Annotated in this window: 22 protein-coding genes; 9 read left to right on the top strand and 13 right to left on the bottom strand. The window is 46.4% G+C overall.

What is annotated here, in order from left to right; genetic code table 11:
• Positions 1 to 30: 30 nt before the first annotated feature.
• From motX to zapE, 6 genes are all read right to left on the bottom strand, one after another.
• Complete coding sequence (motX, locus tag K5Q99_RS06680) at positions 31 to 687, bottom strand: tetratricopeptide repeat protein (RefSeq protein WP_220776412.1); 657 nt, start codon at positions 685 to 687, stop codon at positions 31 to 33.
• Between the two features lie 124 nt (positions 688 to 811).
• Positions 812 to 2,107: an adenylosuccinate synthase gene (locus K5Q99_RS06685; RefSeq protein ID WP_106649428.1), complete on the bottom strand. Its 1,296-nt coding sequence runs from the start codon at positions 2,105 to 2,107 to the stop codon at positions 812 to 814.
• 72 nt (positions 2,108 to 2,179) lie between these two features.
• Positions 2,180 to 2,368 (bottom strand): DUF2065 domain-containing protein, encoded by a 189-nt coding sequence (locus tag K5Q99_RS06690; RefSeq protein WP_220776413.1) that lies wholly within the window; start codon positions 2,366 to 2,368, stop codon positions 2,180 to 2,182.
• Between the two features lie 153 nt (positions 2,369 to 2,521).
• On the bottom strand, positions 2,522 to 2,914 hold the full coding sequence (rpsI, locus tag K5Q99_RS06695) for a 30S ribosomal protein S9 (RefSeq protein ID WP_006083052.1): 393 nt from the start codon (positions 2,912 to 2,914) through the stop codon (positions 2,522 to 2,524).
• A 14-nt stretch (positions 2,915 to 2,928) separates the two neighbouring features.
• On the bottom strand, positions 2,929 to 3,357 hold the full coding sequence (rplM, locus tag K5Q99_RS06700) for a 50S ribosomal protein L13 (RefSeq protein WP_012088240.1): 429 nt from the start codon (positions 3,355 to 3,357) through the stop codon (positions 2,929 to 2,931).
• Positions 3,358 to 3,646: 289 nt separating this feature from the next.
• Positions 3,647 to 4,759 (bottom strand): cell division protein ZapE, encoded by a 1,113-nt coding sequence (zapE, locus tag K5Q99_RS06705; protein ID WP_220776414.1) that lies wholly within the window; start codon positions 4,757 to 4,759, stop codon positions 3,647 to 3,649.
• 413 nt (positions 4,760 to 5,172) lie between these two features.
• Between zapE and degQ the strand changes: the two genes are divergently transcribed.
• Positions 5,173 to 6,525, top strand: coding sequence for a Do family serine endopeptidase DegQ (gene degQ, locus K5Q99_RS06710; RefSeq protein ID WP_220776415.1), 1,353 nt, complete (start codon positions 5,173 to 5,175; stop codon positions 6,523 to 6,525).
• Positions 6,526 to 6,640: 115 nt separating this feature from the next.
• Positions 6,641 to 7,723, top strand: a complete 1,083-nt coding sequence (gene degS / locus K5Q99_RS06715) for an outer membrane-stress sensor serine endopeptidase DegS (protein WP_220776416.1) — start codon at positions 6,641 to 6,643, stop codon at positions 7,721 to 7,723.
• Positions 7,724 to 7,825: 102 nt separating this feature from the next.
• On the opposite strand, the gene murA is transcribed toward degS, so the two are convergent.
• Genes murA through mlaF form a run of 7 tightly spaced genes read right to left on the bottom strand, consistent with a single transcriptional unit; the run spans position 7,826 to position 12,457 of the window.
• Positions 7,826 to 9,085, bottom strand: a complete 1,260-nt coding sequence (gene murA, locus K5Q99_RS06720; RefSeq protein ID WP_220776417.1) for a UDP-N-acetylglucosamine 1-carboxyvinyltransferase — start codon at positions 9,083 to 9,085, stop codon at positions 7,826 to 7,828.
• 9 nt (positions 9,086 to 9,094) lie between these two features.
• Positions 9,095 to 9,352: a BolA family protein gene (locus tag K5Q99_RS06725; RefSeq protein ID WP_006086065.1), complete on the bottom strand. Its 258-nt coding sequence runs from the start codon at positions 9,350 to 9,352 to the stop codon at positions 9,095 to 9,097.
• Between the two features lie 19 nt (positions 9,353 to 9,371).
• Positions 9,372 to 9,656 (bottom strand): STAS domain-containing protein, encoded by a 285-nt coding sequence (locus tag K5Q99_RS06730; RefSeq protein ID WP_105251398.1) that lies wholly within the window; start codon positions 9,654 to 9,656, stop codon positions 9,372 to 9,374.
• Positions 9,653 to 10,315, bottom strand: a complete 663-nt coding sequence (locus tag K5Q99_RS06735; RefSeq protein WP_106649421.1) for an MlaC/ttg2D family ABC transporter substrate-binding protein — start codon at positions 10,313 to 10,315, stop codon at positions 9,653 to 9,655. The genes K5Q99_RS06730 and K5Q99_RS06735 overlap by 4 nt, the downstream gene beginning before the upstream one ends.
• Positions 10,316 to 10,326: 11 nt before the next feature.
• Positions 10,327 to 10,800 (bottom strand): outer membrane lipid asymmetry maintenance protein MlaD, encoded by a 474-nt coding sequence (mlaD, locus tag K5Q99_RS06740; protein ID WP_006083061.1) that lies wholly within the window; start codon positions 10,798 to 10,800, stop codon positions 10,327 to 10,329.
• 56 nt (positions 10,801 to 10,856) lie between these two features.
• The gene (gene mlaE, locus K5Q99_RS06745; protein WP_006083062.1) at positions 10,857 to 11,642 is read right to left on the bottom strand and encodes a lipid asymmetry maintenance ABC transporter permease subunit MlaE; all 786 of its coding nucleotides are present in this window, start codon (positions 11,640 to 11,642) and stop codon (positions 10,857 to 10,859) included.
• Complete coding sequence (gene mlaF / locus K5Q99_RS06750) at positions 11,639 to 12,457, bottom strand: phospholipid ABC transporter ATP-binding protein MlaF (RefSeq protein WP_063882287.1); 819 nt, start codon at positions 12,455 to 12,457, stop codon at positions 11,639 to 11,641. The genes mlaE and mlaF overlap by 4 nt, the downstream gene beginning before the upstream one ends.
• Positions 12,458 to 13,100: 643 nt before the next feature.
• Here mlaF and K5Q99_RS06755 point away from each other — a divergent pair.
• The 7 genes from K5Q99_RS06755 to hpf all read left to right on the top strand — a co-directional run bounded on the left by K5Q99_RS06755 (position 13,101) and on the right by hpf (position 18,357).
• Positions 13,101 to 14,078, top strand: coding sequence for a KpsF/GutQ family sugar-phosphate isomerase (locus K5Q99_RS06755; protein ID WP_220776418.1), 978 nt, complete (start codon positions 13,101 to 13,103; stop codon positions 14,076 to 14,078).
• The gene (gene kdsC, locus K5Q99_RS06760; RefSeq protein ID WP_028759542.1) at positions 14,078 to 14,629 is read left to right on the top strand and encodes a 3-deoxy-manno-octulosonate-8-phosphatase KdsC; all 552 of its coding nucleotides are present in this window, start codon (positions 14,078 to 14,080) and stop codon (positions 14,627 to 14,629) included. The genes K5Q99_RS06755 and kdsC overlap by 1 nt, the downstream gene beginning before the upstream one ends.
• Complete coding sequence (gene lptC, locus K5Q99_RS06765; RefSeq protein WP_220776419.1) at positions 14,626 to 15,186, top strand: LPS export ABC transporter periplasmic protein LptC; 561 nt, start codon at positions 14,626 to 14,628, stop codon at positions 15,184 to 15,186. Before kdsC ends, lptC begins: the two co-directional genes overlap by 4 nt.
• Positions 15,173 to 15,727, top strand: a complete 555-nt coding sequence (lptA, locus tag K5Q99_RS06770; protein ID WP_220591972.1) for a lipopolysaccharide transport periplasmic protein LptA — start codon at positions 15,173 to 15,175, stop codon at positions 15,725 to 15,727. The genes lptC and lptA overlap by 14 nt, the downstream gene beginning before the upstream one ends.
• On the top strand, positions 15,724 to 16,455 hold the full coding sequence (gene lptB, locus K5Q99_RS06775) for an LPS export ABC transporter ATP-binding protein (RefSeq protein WP_105251392.1): 732 nt from the start codon (positions 15,724 to 15,726) through the stop codon (positions 16,453 to 16,455). Before lptA ends, lptB begins: the two co-directional genes overlap by 4 nt.
• A gap of 107 nt (positions 16,456 to 16,562) precedes the next feature.
• Positions 16,563 to 18,041 (top strand): RNA polymerase factor sigma-54, encoded by a 1,479-nt coding sequence (locus tag K5Q99_RS06780; RefSeq protein ID WP_107946536.1) that lies wholly within the window; start codon positions 16,563 to 16,565, stop codon positions 18,039 to 18,041.
• Positions 18,042 to 18,069: 28 nt separating this feature from the next.
• Entirely contained in the window at positions 18,070 to 18,357 is a 288-nt protein-coding gene (hpf, locus tag K5Q99_RS06785; protein WP_006083070.1) for a ribosome hibernation promoting factor, read from the top strand.
• Positions 18,358 to 18,359 lie beyond the last annotated feature (2 nt).

An 18,359-nucleotide genomic window follows, 5' to 3' on the forward strand; every position in this document is an offset into this window, starting at 1 on the left:
TCCAAATAATGTGTCTCTAGAAGAGACTACTTAACGGGTTCGCAACTGTTCTTGCTGAGCCCGCGCCACTGCACTGGGGGGCATTTTAGCTGCTAACACCTGCAGTAAAGACAAGGCTTTTTTCTTCGTCGCCTCGTCCGCAAATACATCGTTATATAACCAGTGATAGGCCATCTCGTAATCCCTAGGACTACCATAACCTTCACCGAATAAACGCACTAACATCATACGAGCGGATAAATCACCACTTGCAGCAGCAGGCAGTAAATAATGCACTGCTCTGTCTTTATTGCGGATGACAAATTTCCCACTCTGATAATACTCGGCAAGCTTTAACATCGCTTCTGAGCTACCTTGTTCGGCCGAGTCACGTAACAAAGCAATACCCTTCACAGGGTTAGCCTTTACACAGGTTCCATTATTGAGCATTTCGCCCCAAAGGAATTGATATAAAGGCTGTTTTAAGACTTGGGCTCGCGCCTCAATGTCTTGAACTAACTGGCAATCATCACGTTTCACTTTCGCTAAATATTGATCGCTACGGATCAAATCAAGCAATTGGTCTTGGCTATAAATATCCACCGCCTGCGTTTGGGCAAAGCACATTGAAGATACTAAGGGCAGTAGCGCAACTAGTGCTGTACGTAGCATAACGACTCTCAATGACAATAGGGTGAATACTTGCATCGGCAGTATAACCTATTTCTTGAGCTTGAGCTGAATTCTTGAGCTAAACATCTAACCGCAGAAGGAAATAGAGAAAGGCATAAAGAAGTAGAGAAAAGGCCGTGAAACACGGCCTTAACAGGTCTTAATTGAACGGATTAACCAAAATCATGGTTTCGTTACGGTCAGGACCCGTAGAGATAATGTCGATTGGTGTTTCTAATAACTCTTCAAGACGCTTGATATAATTGATCGCTGCCGGTGGCAGTTGCTCAATTGATGTCGCGCCAAAAGTCGACTCGCTCCAACCTGGCATAGTTTCATAAACCGGCGTAACCAGTTCATAACCTTCAGCCGCAAGCGGGGTCACTTTAGAGATAGTGCCATCAGGATTCTGATAACCCACACAAATCTTCACTTCTTTCAGACCATCAAGTACATCTAACTTAGTCAAGCAGAAGCCGCTAACACTGTTGATTTGAACCGCGCGGCGCATTGCCACAGCATCCAACCAACCTGGACGACGCTTACGACCCGTTGTCGCACCAAACTCATGACCTTTAGTACCTAAATGATCACCAACTTCACATAACAGTTCAGTAGGGAATGGACCTGCACCCACACGAGTGGTGTAAGCCTTCATGATACCTAAGACATAGTCTAAATGACGTGGACCAAAACCGCTGCCCGTCGCAACACCACCGGCAGTGGTATTTGAAGAGGTTACAAATGGGTATGTTCCGTGGTCGATGTCGAGTAATGTACCTTGAGCGCCTTCGAACAGAATTGGTTCACCGGCTTTACGCGCAGTATCCAATAGTTCAGTCACATCAACACACATGCTCTTCAGATAGTCGGCCATAGCCAAAGCATCTGCTAGCGTTTGCTCGTAATCAACCGCTTCGACTTGATAGTACTCTGTCAGCATAAAGTTATGGTATTTCATAACTTCTTTCAGCTTTTCAGCAAACAGCTGCGCATTGAACAGATCGCCTACTCGCAGACCGCGACGGGAGATCTTGTCTTCATACGCAGGTCCGATACCACGGCCAGTTGTACCAATAGCTTTATTGCCACGTGCTTTTTCACGGGCGATATCTAAGGCGCAATGGAAGGGTAGGATCAGCGGACACGCTTCAGAGATCAACAGACGTTCCTCAACAGGAACACCACGATCTTTCAGCATGTTGATCTCTTTCATCAGGGCGTCAGGTGCAAGCACCACACCATTGCCAATAATGCATTTCACATTATCGCGCAAGATACCTGATGGGATCAGATGAAGAACGGTTTTTTCACCGTCGATAACCAAGGTATGACCAGCATTGTGGCCGCCTTGATAGCGAACTACATATTTTGCCTGTTCTGTTAGAAGGTCGACAATCTTACCTTTTCCTTCGTCACCCCATTGGGTGCCGAGAACAACTACGTTTTTGCCCATTATTTGCTGCAAGGTTGCGGTTAAAAAAGAATTTTAACAGATCTTAGTCAGTAAGGGCAAGCAGGGTGTTTTTTACGCAAAAATCACCAAAACCACCACTCCAGCTGTGACTAATGCGCCACCGAGTCGCTGGATAACCTGCTGATTTTGATGGGAGAGTTCATTTAAATAACGACGCCACTTGTTCGGAAAGAGTAAGGGTCCGACTCCCTCTAAAAGCAATACAAGTGCCACTGCCAGCATAAAAACTTGAAAAGTCATGCGCACCTCAAACTCAATCACTCAATGCAATTTAGTGTATATCAGCTCACTTCAACAACAGAGTCTCTTATTTAAATGCATTCGTCAGTATCGAAAATTTTAGCCAATAAAAAACCCAGCATAGGCTGGGTTTTTTGATATTCCAAAAACGAATTAACGCTTAGAGAATTGTGGCTTACGACGTGCTTTACGTAGACCCACTTTCTTACGCTCAACTTTACGAGCGTCACGGGTAACGAAACCAGCAGAACGTAGTGATGGACGCAATGCTTCATCTAATTGCATCAGAGCACGGGTAATACCGTGACGGATTGCGCCTGCTTGGCCAGTGATACCACCGCCTTTAACAGTTACATAGATGTCCAGCTTGTCAGTCATTTCAACTAACTCTAAAGGTTGACGAACAACCATACGAGCAGTTTCACGACCAAAATACTGATCCAAAGGACGTTGATTTACAACGATGTTGCCACTACCTGCTTTAGCGAAAACGCGAGCTGTAGAGGTTTTGCGACGGCCAGTGCCGTAGTACTGAGTTGCAGCCATTTGCTTAATCCCGTTTAGATATCAAGAACTTGAGGTTGTTGTGCAGTGTGGTTATGTTCTGCGCCAGCGTAAACTTTTAGTTTACGGAACATGGCACGGCCCAGAGGACCTTTTGGTAACATACCCTTAACTGCTTTCTCGATGATCATTTCTGGCTTTTGCGCTTGCAGCTTTTCAAAGCTGATTTGCTTAATGCCACCAGGGAAGCCTGAATGCGAGTAGTACGTTTTGCCTTTCGCTTTGTTACCAGTAACAGTCACTTTTTCAGCATTAACAACGATGATGTAATCACCGGTATCAACGTGTGGAGTGTATTCTGGCTTATGCTTACCGCGTAAACGGATAGCGATTTCAGTAGCGATACGACCTAAAGTTTTGCCGTCTGCATCAACGACGAACCAGTCACGAGTTACGGTTTCTGGTGTAGCAGTAAAAGTCTTCATTATTACAAAAACCCAAAGTTAATTTTCTGTCTCACATGCTGCCTGCATTTGCAAACAACACAAAATTGCCTTTTAGTACCCCTTCGAGCACTGACTTCGGCTTACAACTTCCGCCCAATTGGCGGAGTAACGTGGGCAGGTGGCGGAGTATAGACAAAGCTGAGTTAAAAATCACCTGATATTTTGATAAAAATTATAAAATATCGACCAATCTGGCTTGTCATCCTAAGGATTAACAAGCCACTGGCGATTAACACGGGAGTTAAAGCAAAACTCTTGCGCCGCAGGGTTAAGGCAGGTGTTCGGTTTTTAAATAATCGTGGGATTGCATCTCAATAAGACGCGAGCGACAACGTCTAAATTCGAAGTTAAGCAAGCCATCGGCGTAGATATCTTCGAGTGGCACTTGAGCCGATACGATAAGCTTTACATTGCGCTCGTAAAACTCATCGACCATAGCTAAAAATCGTCTGGCGATATCATCACCGGTCAAAAATGCCCCCATTTGCTCAATGCCGCTGACCAGCACAGTATGATAAATCCGCGCCAATTCCATGTAGTCACGTTGACTTCGTGGACCATCACAAAGCGCTCTAAAATCGGCCAACAATACGCCCTGCGCCTGCTGACGAATACTGATGCTACGGCCTTCGATTTCAATGTCGGCGGTATGCACCTCAGACTCAGGCGCTAACTGGCTAAAATAACGCATTAGATTGGCATCGGCTTGTGCATCTAACGGATGATGATAAATCTCCGCTTGCTCAAGGGTGCGTAGCCGATAGTCAATGCCAGAATCCACATTGAGTACTTCACAATGCTGATTAATTAAGGCTATCGCAGGTAAGAAACGTGCGCGCTGTAGGCCATTTTTATATAAGTCATCGGGGATGATGTTAGACGTAGCAACCAGCACGACGCCTTCTTTAAATAGCGCTTGAAACAGCGTACCTAACAACATGGCATCGGTAATATCTGAGACAAAGAATTCATCGAAGCAGATAACGCGATATTTCGAGGCCATCTTTTTCGCAATCACCAGCAAGGGATCGCGCACGCCTTTCAGCTCATCTAAATCTAAATGTAGTTGATGCATAAAACGATGGAAGTGAGCCCGCAGCTTTTGATCGCCAGGCAAGGCATCAAAAAAAGTATCCATCAGATAGGTTTTACCGCGACCCACACCGCCCCAAAGATACAGGCCCTTAGGTGATGCTGGCGCCGACTTTAAGCCTAATGCACTAAACAATTTCCCCACGACAGAAGTCGGCTCTTCCGCCGCCGTTAAGTCTTCATAGACACGTTGTAATGCTTTGACGGCAATTTCTTGAGCCGGATCATGGGAAAAACCGTCACGGGTAAGATCTTTTTGATAATGCTGCCAAGGGCTTAACTGAGGCACTTTTTAATTCTCTTATGTCCTTTACTAAAACTGCAACGATATTAGCACGGCCAATGTGACGCAGGATATATTAATGCAGAATACGACTTTTGCCTCAAGGTTAAACAGCATACAAACGACGAATAAACCTCTATGCTGTAGGTCATTTTAATCGGCAAAACTTGTTGTTTTCAGGGCTTGAAAAATGCGTATCTTGCCCACAGTTTTCCACTCAGCAACGAGCATGAAACAGCCGATAAAATAGGCTCAAAAAAATTAACATTTGTTAATATGATGAACTTTTTCAATTAGGTGCGTGTCCGAATGGTTACCTAGGCAAATAGCCGGTACCGATACAGATTTGATCTGGCACTCGCACAATTGCTGATGCATTACATCCAGATCTTTCAACCCTTATTTGGAGTTATGAATAGATGAAAACAAAATTATCTGTACTTTCAGCCGCAATGTTAGCCGCGACCCTGACTATGATGCCTGTCGTCTCACAGGCTGCCATTCCACAGACGGTTGAGGGACAATCCATTCCAAGTCTTGCGCCTATGCTTGAGCGTACGACACCCGCAGTTGTGTCCGTAGCTGTTACGGGGACTCATGTTTCAAAACAAAGAGTGCCTGATGTTTTCCGTTACTTCTTTGGCCCCAATGCACCACAAGAGCAAGTGCAGGAACGTCCTTTTAGGGGCTTAGGCTCAGGGGTTATTATTGATGCTGAAAAAGGCTACATAGTCACTAACAATCACGTGATTGACGGTGCCGATGATATTCAAGTTGGTCTACATGACGGCCGTGAAGTAAAAGCCAAACTCATTGGTACTGACTCAGAGTCTGATATTGCATTACTGCAAATTGAGGCGAAAAATCTTGTCGCAATCAAGTCATCCGACTCTGACGACTTGCGTGTTGGTGACTTTGCCGTTGCCATTGGTAACCCCTTCGGCTTAGGGCAAACCGTGACTTCAGGTATTGTCAGTGCTTTAGGCCGTAGCGGTTTAGGCATAGAAATGCTGGAAAACTTTATTCAAACCGATGCTGCTATCAATAGTGGTAACTCGGGTGGTGCACTCGTTAACTTAAACGGGGAATTGATTGGGATTAACACCGCAATCGTAGCGCCGGGCGGTGGTAACGTCGGTATCGGCTTTGCGATCCCTGCCAATATGGTGAAAAATCTGGTCGCGCAAATTGCCGAACACGGTGAAGTACGCCGCGGGGTACTGGGGATTTCGGGACGCGATCTTGATAGCCAACTCGCCCAAGGCTTTGGTTTAGACACCCAGCACGGCGGCTTCGTGAATGAAGTAGCCAAAGACAGTGCCGCCGAGAAAGCCGGTATTAAAGCGGGTGATATCATTATCAGCGTCGATGGCCGTGGCATTAAGTCCTTCCAAGAACTGCGTGCTAAAGTCGCCACTATGGGCGCGGGTGCTAAGGTTGAGTTAGGACTCATCCGCGACGGTGATAAGAAAACCGTTAAAGTGACCTTAGGCGAAGCGAGCCAAACCAGTGAATCTGCAGCGGGCGCCGTACACCCTATGTTGCAAGGGGCATCCTTAGAAAACTCATCTAAGGGCATTGAAATTACCGATGTCGCCCAAGGTTCGCCTGCGGCTATGAGTGGCTTACAAAAAGGAGATGTGATTGTCGGTATTAACCGTACTGCAATTAAAGATCTTAAGACTCTTAAAGCACAGCTAAAAGATCAAGAAGGTGCCGTTGCACTGAAGATTATGCGTGATAAGAGCATGTTGTATTTAGTCCTACGTTAATCGGCTAAATAGGCCATATTTTCTGCCACAGATAAGCATAGGGAGCTTAGGTTCCCTATGCTTACATAGATTAAACATGTTAATCTAACTCACCTTTTTCAAGATCCATCCTGCCATGACGATAAAAGACACACTACTATATCTCGGTAAAGCCACCCTTTTTGGTCTTATCATGGCGGCCATGTTTTTATTGGTAACCCGTTATTTCGATAACCAGTCCCTCGGTAGTAGTCTGCTACAAACCCGTGCCAACAACACAGTCGAGCTATCCTTTGCCAAGGCGGTACGCCGCGCAGCCCCTGCCGTTGTTAACATTTATAGCCTCAGCATAGATCAAAATCGCCCGCTTAACTCGGGTTCGCTACAGGGGCTAGGTTCTGGGGTGATAATGAGCAAAGAAGGCTATATTCTTACGAATTATCATGTTATTAAAAAGGCCGACGAAATTGTTGTCGCCCTGCAAGATGGACGTAAATTTACCTCAGAAGTGGTTGGCTTCGATCCAGAAACCGATTTATCGGTACTTAAAATTGAAGGCGATAACTTACCGATTGTCCCCGTTAACCTCGACAGTCCGCCTCAAGTTGGTGATGTCGTACTCGCCATTGGTAATCCCTACAATTTGGGCCAAACCATTACCCAAGGCATCATCAGTGCCACGGGTCGTAACGGCTTAAGTTCAGGTTACTTAGACTTCTTACAAACCGACGCGGCGATTAATGCCGGTAACTCGGGCGGCGCACTGATTGACACTAACGGCAGCCTTATTGGTATTAATACCGCAGCATTTCAAGTGGGTGAAGAAGGCGGCGGCCATGGGATTAACTTCGCTATCCCGATTAAATTGGCCCACAGCATTATGGGCAAATTGATTAAGAATGGCCGCGTTATCCGTGGTGCTTTGGGTATTTCAGGTGAACCTATCAACCCTGTCATTGCACAAATTCTCAATCTGCCCGATCTAAAAGGTGTGGTCATTATGGGTGTCGACCCTAATGGCCCTGCAGCGCGCGCCCAGCTAATGCCAAGGGATGTGATTATTAAATACGATGGTGAAGATGTGCCAGGTGTTGAAATGCTGATGGATCGCATCGCTGAAACCACACCGGGTAAGAAAGTGATGATGACTGTGATACGCCAAGGGAAACAACAGGAGTTGCCCGTGATTATCGATGAAAAGGTTGTGGTCGATAACTAGAGCGACGCCAGTCATTGCGTACGCAGACAACAAAAAACCAGCTTTTAAGCTGGTTTTTAATGGGTCGAGATTTTAATCTCTCAGGCCTAGCTAAATAACTCGTTACTGAGTACGCACAACCTGTGCGCCTAAACCTTGAAACTTATTCTCAATATGCTCATAGCCACGATCTAAGTGATAGATACGATCGACAATCGTCTTACCATCGGCCACTAAGCCCGCAATCACTAGACTCGCTGACGCACGTAAATCCGTCGCCATTACCTGAGCACCACTTAAAGATTCAATCCCTTGAATGATGCAGGTATTACCTTCAAGCTCCATGGTAGCGCCCATACGGATAAGTTCGGGCACATGCATAAAACGATTTTCGAAGATAGTCTCAGTTATGGTTGCCGTGCCTTGCGCTAAGGCATTGAGTACACAAAACTGCGCCTGCATATCGGTTGGGAAACCAGGATAAGGTGCCGTCTTGATATTCACCGCCTTCGGACGTTTACCCTGCATATCGAGCTCAATCCAATCTTCGCCGGTAGTGATCTTAGCGCCCGCATCTTCAAGTTTTGCGATAACCGACTCCAGTGAAGCAGGATCGGCTTTTAAACAACGAATACGACCACGGGTCACCGCGGCAGCAACGAGGAAGGAACCGGTTTCGATACGATCTGGCATAACTCGGTAATTGCAGCCCTGTAAACGCTCAACCCCTTGAATACGCAATGTCGCACTGCCTACACCAGTGATTTTTGCACCCATGGCAATTAAGCAATTAGCGAGATCGATCACTTCAGGTTCACGGGCCGCGTTTTCAATCACGGTTTCGCCATCGGCTAATGCTGCGGCCATCAGTAAGTTTTCGGTAGCACCAACACTCACCATGTCCATAAAGATATGTGCGCCTTTAAGACGACCATCGACACGGGCTTTAATATAGCCTTCTTTCACTTCAATCTTAGCGCCCATCATTTCGAGGCCATGTAAGTGCAAGTTCACTGGTCTTGCGCCAATGGCACAGCCGCCAGGCAATGACACATCAGCCGTACCATAGCGAGCCAATAACGGCCCTAAGATCAAGATAGAAGCACGCATGGTTTTCACTAGATCATAGGGAGCGCAAAACTCATTCAGATTAGTGGTAGAAATGCGGATCTGTCCGTCCCCGAGTTCAGTCACTTCAGCGCCGAGACAGCGTAATAACTTACAGCTCGTACTCACATCACGCAGATTGGGCACGTTAGAAACCACAAAATCGGTTTCAGCCAATACACCCGCCATCAGAATAGGCAAAGCTGCATTTTTAGCACCCGAAATAATCACATCACCGGCAAGCGGGGGGCTTGCCTGAATTGTTAGTTTATCCACTTTTCCTCACTAGCTAGGCATGTTGAAAACTTTTTCGCGTTTCCATTGAGTCGGCGTGAAAGTTTTGATCGTTAATGCATGTAATTCACCGCTGGCAATGTGTGCCGTCAACGGTGCATAAATGGCTTGTTGCTGTTTGACTCGGCTCATACCATCGAAGCATTCACCTACGGCGATCACTTTATAATGGCTACCATCCGAGCTAGCGTGAACTTCTTCAAGCCCTAACGCATCACGTAAAATCTGTTCGATTAAGCTGCATTCCATGAAATCTATTACCCTATTCTCAATGCGCTTCTTCGGTAAAGAAGGCATCTAAATCATATAAATCAATTAGTTTTTTAAGTTGTGGTGAAGCAGAACTCAATACAAGTTGGCTGCGATGTTCACGCACTAACGCCAGCAAAAATGCCATGCCAGCGCTATCACTGTATTCGAGCCCAGACAGAGACAATATCTGGGTTGACTCATTTAGCAGTTGTTGCCGCTGTGGCCAAAGTGTAATGACATCGGCTTGGGTTATGCGCCCTTTGAGATGACAAACTGTCCCCTGTTGCACAAATTCAATCACGACTGTGACTTCCCTGACTTAGCCTTCATGACCACTTTTTCTTTGGTGCGATCTTCAAGCATCTTAATCACAGGATCGATACCCTGCTGGCGAATTAGATTCGAGATTTCAGACTGCTTAGAAGACAGTAAGCTCACACCTTCGGCGACTAAATCAAATGCCTTCCATGAGTCATCTTTCAAACGGCGAGCCTTAAACAACAGTTTAATTGGCGGACGACCGGCTTCGATGATCTGCACGTTCACATCCACCATTTTCTCTTTGCTGAAATCAACCCCAGGTGAAAACTCCACTTTTTGATTGGTGTACTCAGTAAAGGCTTGGGCATAGGTCGACACTAAATAACCTTCAAAGGCATCGACAAAACGATTACGTTGGTCTTCGGTTGAATCCTTAAGATATTGGCCTAAGACTTTGTAAGAGGCATATTTATAATCGACATAAGGCATCAGTTCTTCACGAACGATTACCTTTAAATGGTCTGAATTTGCATCGATTAACGCTTTATCTTTATGAAAACGATCGAAGGTTTTATTAGCAACGGCTTTCACCATGGCATACGGATCTGTCGTATCGACAACCACATCGGCGGCGACAGCGCTCGTTGTCCCTAAAACCATCACTAACGGCAATAAAAAACGAGATAAGTTTTTAAACATAGCGGTAACCCCTATTTGTCTTTCGAACCCATACTATATAAGAACTGACCAATCAGTTCCTCCAACACTAATGCCGAGCGCGTATCATCAATCTTATCGCCATCTTTCAGCATACTGACATCATCATCGACAAAACCCGGTGTTAACCCTAAGAATTGCTCGCCCAACAAACCCGAAGTCAAAATGGCTAAACTACTGGTTTCTGGAAATTTATCGTAACGCTTGTCCATCACTAAGGTGACCACTGCCACTAACTTAACGGGGTCTAAATCTATGCCACTGACGCGGCCAACCACGACACCGCCAACCTTGACGGGCGAACGCACCTTCAAGCCACCAATATTGGTGAAATTGGCTTTTATGGTGTAAGTGCTATCGCTGCTTTTCACTTCAATATTGGCAACGTTAAAGACTAAGACCAAAAAAGCGGCCAATCCCGTTAAAAGAAACACACCCACTAATAATTCAATTTTTCGTGTCAACATGTTCAGCTACCACTCTGTTAATCCATCTTACCTGTGTCGAAATCCGCAGTGTTCCGTTAGCGGCCAAACATCAGGGCTGTCAGTAAAAAATCTAATGCCAATACAGCGAGACTCGACTGAACCACAGTTTGAGTCGTTGCACGGCTGATGCCTTCCGGATTTGGGATCACTTGATAACCGCGATACAACGCAATCCAAGTCACCACTACGGCAAACACACCACTCTTAATCAAGCAGTTAACTATGTCCTGACGCCATTCGACCGACGCCTGCAGAATCGACCAAAACGCCCCGCTGTCGATTCCTTTCCATTCCACGCCGACTATGTGACCACCGTAAATACCCACAGCGGTAAACATTAACGCCAGCAATGGCATACTGATCACCCCCGCCCAAAAGCGCGGTGCAATAATCTGCCTTAATGGGTCGATAGCCATCATCTCTAAACTCGAGAGCTGCTCAGTACTCTTCATCAAACCAATTTCAGCGGTTAAGGCAGAACCCGCACGTCCCGCAAACAAAAGTGCGGTAACCACGGGCCCTAACTCACGCAGTAAACTGAGCGCCACCATAGGGCCTAAGCTTTCTTCGGTGCCAAAACCAACTAAGATGTTATAGCCTTGCAGTGCCAACACCATGCCGATAAAAAGCCCTGAGACTAAAATAATCACCATAGATTGCACGCCGACCACATAAATCTGGCGCACTAATAATGGAAAACCTTTGCGCACCCGTGGCCAGCGAAAAATCGCCCCCCACAACATAAGCCCTGCGCGGCCAAAACCGAGCACTAACTCAATCGCGCTGCGGCCTAAGTCGGCAATACTGTCGATTAACTTCACTTGCCAACTCCTTTTGCCATCAATTCTTGTTGGTAATCATTCGCCGGATAATGGAACGGCACAGGGCCATCGGGCGCGCCTTGAATAAACTGTTTAAGCTGTGGATTGTCGGCGTATTTCAATTCTTCTGGCGTACCGTGGGCAATAACTTTTTTGTCGGCCACCACATACACATAATCGGCAATGCCGAGGACTTCATCCACATCGTGGGACACTACGATGGAGGTCAAATTGAGCGCATCCGATAACTCACGAATAAGCTTCACTAACACGCCCATAGAGATTGGATCTTGGCCGGCAAAAGGCTCATCGTACATCACCATTTCAGGCTCAAGCGCTATGGCTCTGGCCAATGCTGCGCGGCGTTGCATACCACCGGATAACTCACTTGGCATCATTTGGGCGGCGCCACGCAAGCCTACGGCTTCAAGCTTCATCAGCACGATAGTGCGAATAATGTCTTCTGGCAGACCAGAATGTTCGCGCAGCGCAAACGCCACGTTATCGAACACATTAATGTCGGTAAATAGCGCGCCACTTTGAAACAGCATGCTCATCCGCTTACGCAGACTAAATAATTCATTGCGACTCACGCCATGGATATCGTGGCCATCGAATAGCACTTGTCCGTGGTCAGGCGTTAATTGGCCGCCGATCAACTTTAACAGGGTCGTTTTGCCTATGCCGCTCGGCCCCATGATCGCCGTCACCTTGCCCCTTGGAATGGACAGGCTAATATCTTCATATATCACACGCTGACCGCGGCTAAACCCCAAATTACGGATCTCAACCAACGGCGTTTGTTCTTGAGTCATGCTTGATTCCGACATTTGCAAAGAGGTGATCCTAGTCTTCCTAGACTGACCAATCGAAGAGCCGCAAATTGTACGTAATTGCGCTTTAACCTACAACCGAATCGACACTATCGCCCAGTGATACTTTCAATTTGCCTCATTTACAGCGAAAATGCGCCCTAAGTTTTCACTCTGCATAGGTAAAATGTTACTTAATGTTTTCAACCTAGTTGCAGAATTGGCAATATTGGCTAATTCGTTCGCACTTAGCTCGCTCTTCGTCCACTTTTAAGGTGTGATAAGTCGATACACGAGTGTGAAATCGAGGCATCCCGTGCGGTAATACCCACAGCGATACGGGATAAATCCATTGAAATAAACGACAAAGACGATGATATTGCTCAAGGCCTTCAGTTGCTAAACGGGTTATTGTGCATGCATAGCTGCCGCAGCTGAACTTGACGAGTCAGATCAATCGCTCTAGCCTGCCGCAATTGTTTTGTTGTTTTAGGAAACCCACCACAACGAGACATAAGCTAAATCGTCTGAAAACAAACTAAAACTTGGCAGAAAGCCTATTACATATCATCTTTATCGCGTACCAAATTGTGCTATTCCAATCCCATCATGGGGCGACAAAGACAATGCAAAAAGAGAGATAGACATGGTAGACAAATCACAACTGCGCCAATGGGGCTGTAAAGTTATCGACATTGAAAAGTCAGCCCTAGACAATCTTTATCAATATGTTGATTCGGCTGAATTTGCAGAAGCTTGCGAGTTGATCCTCAACTGTACAGGCAAAGTGATTGTCATGGGCATGGGCAAGTCGGGCCATATCGGCAATAAGATTTCTGCCACCCTCGCCAGCACAGGAACGCCCGCATTTTTTGTGCATCCGGGTGAAGCCAGCCACGGTGATCTCGGTGTATTAGCCGATAACGATGTGATTTTAGCGATTTCAAATTCAGGTGAGTCGAGCGAAATCCTCACCTTAATGCCCGTCATCCAACGTATGGGCGTGCCCGTTATCGCGGTAACAGGTAAACCCGAATCGAATATGGCGCGCTTAGCTAAAGTACATTTATGTATTGAAGTTCCAGAAGAGGCTTGCCCACTGGGACTCGCCCCAACATCAAGCACCACAGCGACCTTAGTCATGGGCGATGCCATTGCCATTGCGCTACTACAAGCCAAAGGCTTTACCCGTGATGATTTTGCTATGTCTCATCCAGGCGGCGCGTTAGGGCGTAAATTATTGTTAAAAGTCAGTGATGTGATGCACAGCGGTGATGACTTACCGCTCGTTAACCACGATATTTGCATCACAGAAGCCCTGTACGAAATTTCCAAGAAAGGCTTAGGCATGACGGCGATTATCGATGATCAGCGCAAACTGGTCGGTATCTTCACCGATGGTGATTTACGCCGCGTTATCGATGCCGAAGTGAATCTGCGTACAACGCCCATCGCCGATGTGATGACCCGTAACTGCGTGACCATCACAGACGGTGTGTTGGCCGCCCAAGCGCTGCAAGTGATGGATTCCAAAAACATCAACGGATTAATTGTTATCGATAAAGACCGCCATCCTATCGGCGCTCTTAACATGCTAGACATGGTTAAAGCAGGAGTTATTTAATGCCACAGCAAGGATTTTACGGCCCAATCAGTGATGATGTGTGGCAACGCGCGCAAAAGATTAAACTGTTGATTTGTGACGTCGATGGAGTGTTTTCCGACGGCCGTATCTACTTAAGCAATAGCGGCGAAGAGCTAAAAGCCTTCCACACCCGCGACGGCTATGGTGTGCGCTCGCTACTCACCAGCGGTTTTAATCTCGCCGTTATCACTGGACGTCAATCCAAAATCGTTGAAAACCGTATGACAGCCCTTGGGGTTACCCATATTTACCAAGGCGTAGATAATAAGTTCGAGCCCTATGAAGCATTGCTCGCACTCTATGGTGTCACCCCGGAAGAAGTAGCGTATATCGGTGATGATATTGTCGATTTACCCGTGATGAATGTCGTCGGTTTAGCGGTCAGTGTGGCCGATGGTCATCCCTATGTGCGTCAGCACGCCCACTTTGTCACTACGCTCAATGGCGGGCACGGTGCACTGCGTGAACTCACAGATCTGTTGCTACTCAGTCAAAATAAATTCACTTCGGCCCATGGAATGAGTATATGAGTCGTGTGACACTCGCAATTATCGCTTTTTTTGGAACCGCACTAGCGCTTTACTGGCAAGTGCAGAACAAGCACAGCGGTGATACCGATAATAGAGTTAAAGATCAGAATACCCCAGATTTCATCATTGAAGATCTGCGCAGTGTTGAGTTCAATGAACAAGGGCTAGTCAATAGCCGTGTGACGGCGAAACACATGGAACATTATGATTCAACGAATCAAACTTACTTTACTCAACCTGTTTATCTTGTTTATCCAGACCAAGGTAAAGCACAATGGCAACTCAGTGCAGATCAGGGCAAGCTAAACAAGGAAACGGGCAAGGTTGTACTCGAAAACAATGTTATTATTGATGCCATTAGCGCAGAAGAACCGATCCAGACCTTGTCCACCAGTTATCTGGAACTCGATCTCAATACGATGATAATGACCTCTGACCGTACCATTTACGTCACAGGGAAAGATTTTAATATTCAAGGCCAAGGCCTTTATGCCGACCTCAACGCGCAAGAAGTGAAATTGACCAGTCAGGTAGTAGGAACATATGAAGCAAAATAACGTATTACTTGCCAGCCTAATGCTAATAATGAGCATGAGCGCCTTTGCTAAAGTCGACGACCTAAAGCAGGAAGTTAAAATCAAAGCAGTGAGCCAAACGGCAGATATCAAGAACAACCAGATCATCTTCTTTGGTCCGGTTGAAGTCACCCAAGGTTCGATAAAAATCCAAGCAAATGAACTGCGTGCATTTTCTGCCGAAGGTGAAAATAGCAAAATTTTAGTGGCCACTGGTAACCCAGCAACTTACAGCCAAGTGTTAGACGATGGCCGTCCAGCCTCGGCGAGCGCGAAAGAAATTCGTTACGATATGGCAAGCCGTACCCTGACACTGAAAGGCCAAGCTTCGTTAGATCAAGCGGGTAGCCAAGTGACGGGTAATGTGATCCGCTATAACATCATCCAGCAAAAATTGATTGCAGAAAGCACAGGTAATGGTGACGATCGCGTGATCACTATTATTCAGCCTGAAAGCTATCAAGATGATGCCAAACCAGACGCGCCAGCCGATAAACCTGTGAAAAAGCAGGACTCTAAATGACCCAAATCACCCTAAGAGCACAAAATCTGGCGAAGAGTTATAAGAGTCGCCAAGTGGTTAAAGACGTCAGTCTAACGGTAAAGACAGGTCAAGTTGTTGGACTACTCGGCCCAAACGGTGCGGGTAAAACCACCACCTTTTACATGGTCGTCGGTCTGGTTAAAAGCGATAAAGGCCACATCTTTATCGACGATGATGATTTAACCGCAGATCCTATGCACCTGCGCGCCCGCAAAGGCATAGGTTACTTGCCGCAGGAAGCAAGTATCTTCCGTAAGCTGACCGTCCATGACAACATCATGGCCGTACTGCAGACTCGTAAAGAACTTAAAAACGAAGAACGAGAAGAAGAACTAGAACATCTGCTCGAAGAGTTTCATATCACCCACATCCGTGACAGCCAAGGCATGTCGTTGTCGGGTGGCGAACGTCGCCGTGTCGAAATTGCACGGGCGTTAGCGGCAAATCCTAAGTTCATTTTGCTCGATGAACCCTTTGCGGGTGTCGATCCTATTTCAGTTATCGACATCAAAAAGATTATCGAACAGCTCAAAAGTCGTGGCCTTGGCGTGTTGATCACCGACCATAATGTTCGCGAGACATTAGATGTGTGTGAACATGCCTATATTGTGAGTCACGGAAACCTGATTGCCGAAGGAACACCTGCAGAGATCTTAGACAATCAGCAAGTTAGGGCTGTGTACTTAGGTGAACAATTCAGGCTATAGTTAATCAAGCGGAGCCAATGGAGGCAATTTGTGCCAGCATTGGGCTCCACTCAAGATGATAACAAGCGACCTCATCCAACAATAATAACGTAGGGATCAGCGGTAACATGAAAGCGTCACTCCAGCTCAAACTGGGTCAACAGTTAACCATGACGCCACAATTACAACAGGCCATTCGTCTGTTGCAACTGTCGTCATTAGAACTGCAGCAAGAGATCCAGCAAGCCTTAGATTCTAATCCCCTTCTCGAGCTGGAAGAGGATCAATTCGACGCCACTAAAGACCCTGTAAACCAAACGCTTTCCGATACGGATTTCAGTGAATCGAGCACTCTGCCGCCTGAGAAAGACAGCTCCACCATAGACACGGCAGAGTCCTTAACCAAAGAATCCATGCCCGACGAACTCCCCATGGACACCACCTGGGATGAAGTGTTCACCGCCTCCCCTAATTCTGGCCCCGGTGGCAGTCGTGAAGATGATATGCCCTTCCAAGGTGAGACCAGTGAAGGCTTGTATGAGCACTTAGAATGGCAAAAAAACCTCACGCCGTTTTCTGAAACCGATTTAGCCATTGCTACCGCCATTATTGATGCCATCGACGATCAAGGCTATCTCACCCAAAGCACTGATGAAATCCTCGAAGCTATGGGTAATCCTGAAGTTGAGCTTGACGAAGTTGAAGCCGTACTCAAGCGCATTCAACATTTTGATCCCATTGGTGTGGCCGCCCGCGATTTAAGCGAGTGCCTGCTGATCCAACTGTCGCATTTCGCCGCTGACACTCCACACCTCGAAAATGCCCGCATGTTGATCAAAGATCATTTAGATCTGATCGCCGCCCGCGATTTTAGATTGTTGATGCGTAAGACTAAATTAAAAGAGGATGAGTTAAGGGACGGCATCGCGCTTATCCAAACCCTCAATCCCCGCCCAGGTTTATTGATTACGCCCAACGATGACGAATACGTCATCCCAGATGTGTCTGTGTCGAAGAAGAATGGCCGCTGGGTCGTTGAGCTTAATCCAGACTGCATGCCAAAAATCAATGTAAATCAACACTATGCATCGATGGCGCGCAGTACTAAAAACCAAGCCGATAGCCAATTTATTCGTGGCCATCTGCAAGAGGCTAAATGGTTTATCAAAAGCCTAGAAAGCCGTAATGACACTTTACTTAAAGTTGCGAATTGCATAGTGCAATATCAGCAAGGTTTCTTCGAATACGGTGAAGAAGCCATGAAACCTATGGTGCTTAACGATATTGCCGAAGCGGTAGAAATGCATGAGTCCACCATCTCACGGGTGACCACCCAAAAATACATGCATACCCCTAAGGGACTTTTTGAACTAAAATACTTCTTCTCTAGCCACGTCGGAACTGACGATGGTGGGGAGTGCTCATCCACAGCAATCAGAGCCTTCATTAAGAAACTGGTTGCAGCGGAAAACCAGAAAAAACCATTAAGCGACAGTAAGATGGCACAACTTCTGGCAGAACAAGGGATCAACGTAGCCCGCAGAACCATTGCGAAGTACCGAGAGGCTATGCTCATTCCGCCTTCTAATCAGCGTAAAAGTTTATAACCTACAGTGGATATCGGAGGACGTTTCTATGCAAATAAACCTGAGTGGACACCATGTCGAAATTACCGAATCGTTACGCGCATATGTAGAAGAAAAGTTTTCAAAACTTGAACGCCATTTCGAACAGATCAATAATGTGCACGTTGTGCTCAATGTCGAGAAAATGCAACAGATTGCCGAAGCGAGAATAAATCTTATCGGTGGTGAAGTTTTTGCAACTTCAGAGCATGCTGACATGTATGCCGCTATAGACGCCCTGATTGACAAGCTTGATCGTCAGGTTATTAAACACAAAGAGAAGTTAACAAAACACTAATA

The organism is Shewanella hafniensis (assembly GCF_019655335.1).
GTDB classification, from domain to species: Bacteria; Pseudomonadota; Gammaproteobacteria; order Enterobacterales; family Shewanellaceae; genus Shewanella; species Shewanella hafniensis.

Bases quoted from the DNA above. Each gene is read 5' to 3' on its own strand.
- K5Q99_RS06755 (WP_220776418.1), top strand. From the start codon at position 13,101: ATGGTAGACAAATCACAACTGCGCCAATGGGGCTGTAAAGTTATCGAC.
- mlaD (WP_006083061.1), bottom strand. From the start codon at position 10,800: ATGTTGACACGAAAAATTGAATTATTAGTGGGTGTGTTTCTTTTAACG.
- hpf (WP_006083070.1), top strand. From the start codon at position 18,070: ATGCAAATAAACCTGAGTGGACACCATGTCGAAATTACCGAATCGTTA.
- lptA (WP_220591972.1), top strand. From the start codon at position 15,173: ATGAAGCAAAATAACGTATTACTTGCCAGCCTAATGCTAATAATGAGC.
- rplM (WP_012088240.1), bottom strand. From the start codon at position 3,357: ATGAAGACTTTTACTGCTACACCAGAAACCGTAACTCGTGACTGGTTC.
- motX (WP_220776412.1), bottom strand. From the start codon at position 687: ATGCAAGTATTCACCCTATTGTCATTGAGAGTCGTTATGCTACGTACA.
- K5Q99_RS06735 (WP_106649421.1), bottom strand. From the start codon at position 10,315: ATGTTTAAAAACTTATCTCGTTTTTTATTGCCGTTAGTGATGGTTTTA.
- K5Q99_RS06780 (WP_107946536.1), top strand. From the start codon at position 16,563: ATGAAAGCGTCACTCCAGCTCAAACTGGGTCAACAGTTAACCATGACG.
- rpsI (WP_006083052.1), bottom strand. From the start codon at position 2,914: ATGGCTGCAACTCAGTACTACGGCACTGGCCGTCGCAAAACCTCTACA.
- lptC (WP_220776419.1), top strand. From the start codon at position 14,626: ATGAGTCGTGTGACACTCGCAATTATCGCTTTTTTTGGAACCGCACTA.
- mlaF (WP_063882287.1), bottom strand. From the start codon at position 12,457: ATGACTCAAGAACAAACGCCGTTGGTTGAGATCCGTAATTTGGGGTTT.
- lptB (WP_105251392.1), top strand. From the start codon at position 15,724: ATGACCCAAATCACCCTAAGAGCACAAAATCTGGCGAAGAGTTATAAG.
- degS (WP_220776416.1), top strand. From the start codon at position 6,641: ATGACGATAAAAGACACACTACTATATCTCGGTAAAGCCACCCTTTTT.
- kdsC (WP_028759542.1), top strand. From the start codon at position 14,078: ATGCCACAGCAAGGATTTTACGGCCCAATCAGTGATGATGTGTGGCAA.
- degQ (WP_220776415.1), top strand. From the start codon at position 5,173: ATGAAAACAAAATTATCTGTACTTTCAGCCGCAATGTTAGCCGCGACC.
- K5Q99_RS06685 (WP_106649428.1), bottom strand. From the start codon at position 2,107: ATGGGCAAAAACGTAGTTGTTCTCGGCACCCAATGGGGTGACGAAGGA.
- K5Q99_RS06690 (WP_220776413.1), bottom strand. From the start codon at position 2,368: ATGACTTTTCAAGTTTTTATGCTGGCAGTGGCACTTGTATTGCTTTTA.
- K5Q99_RS06725 (WP_006086065.1), bottom strand. From the start codon at position 9,352: ATGGAATGCAGCTTAATCGAACAGATTTTACGTGATGCGTTAGGGCTT.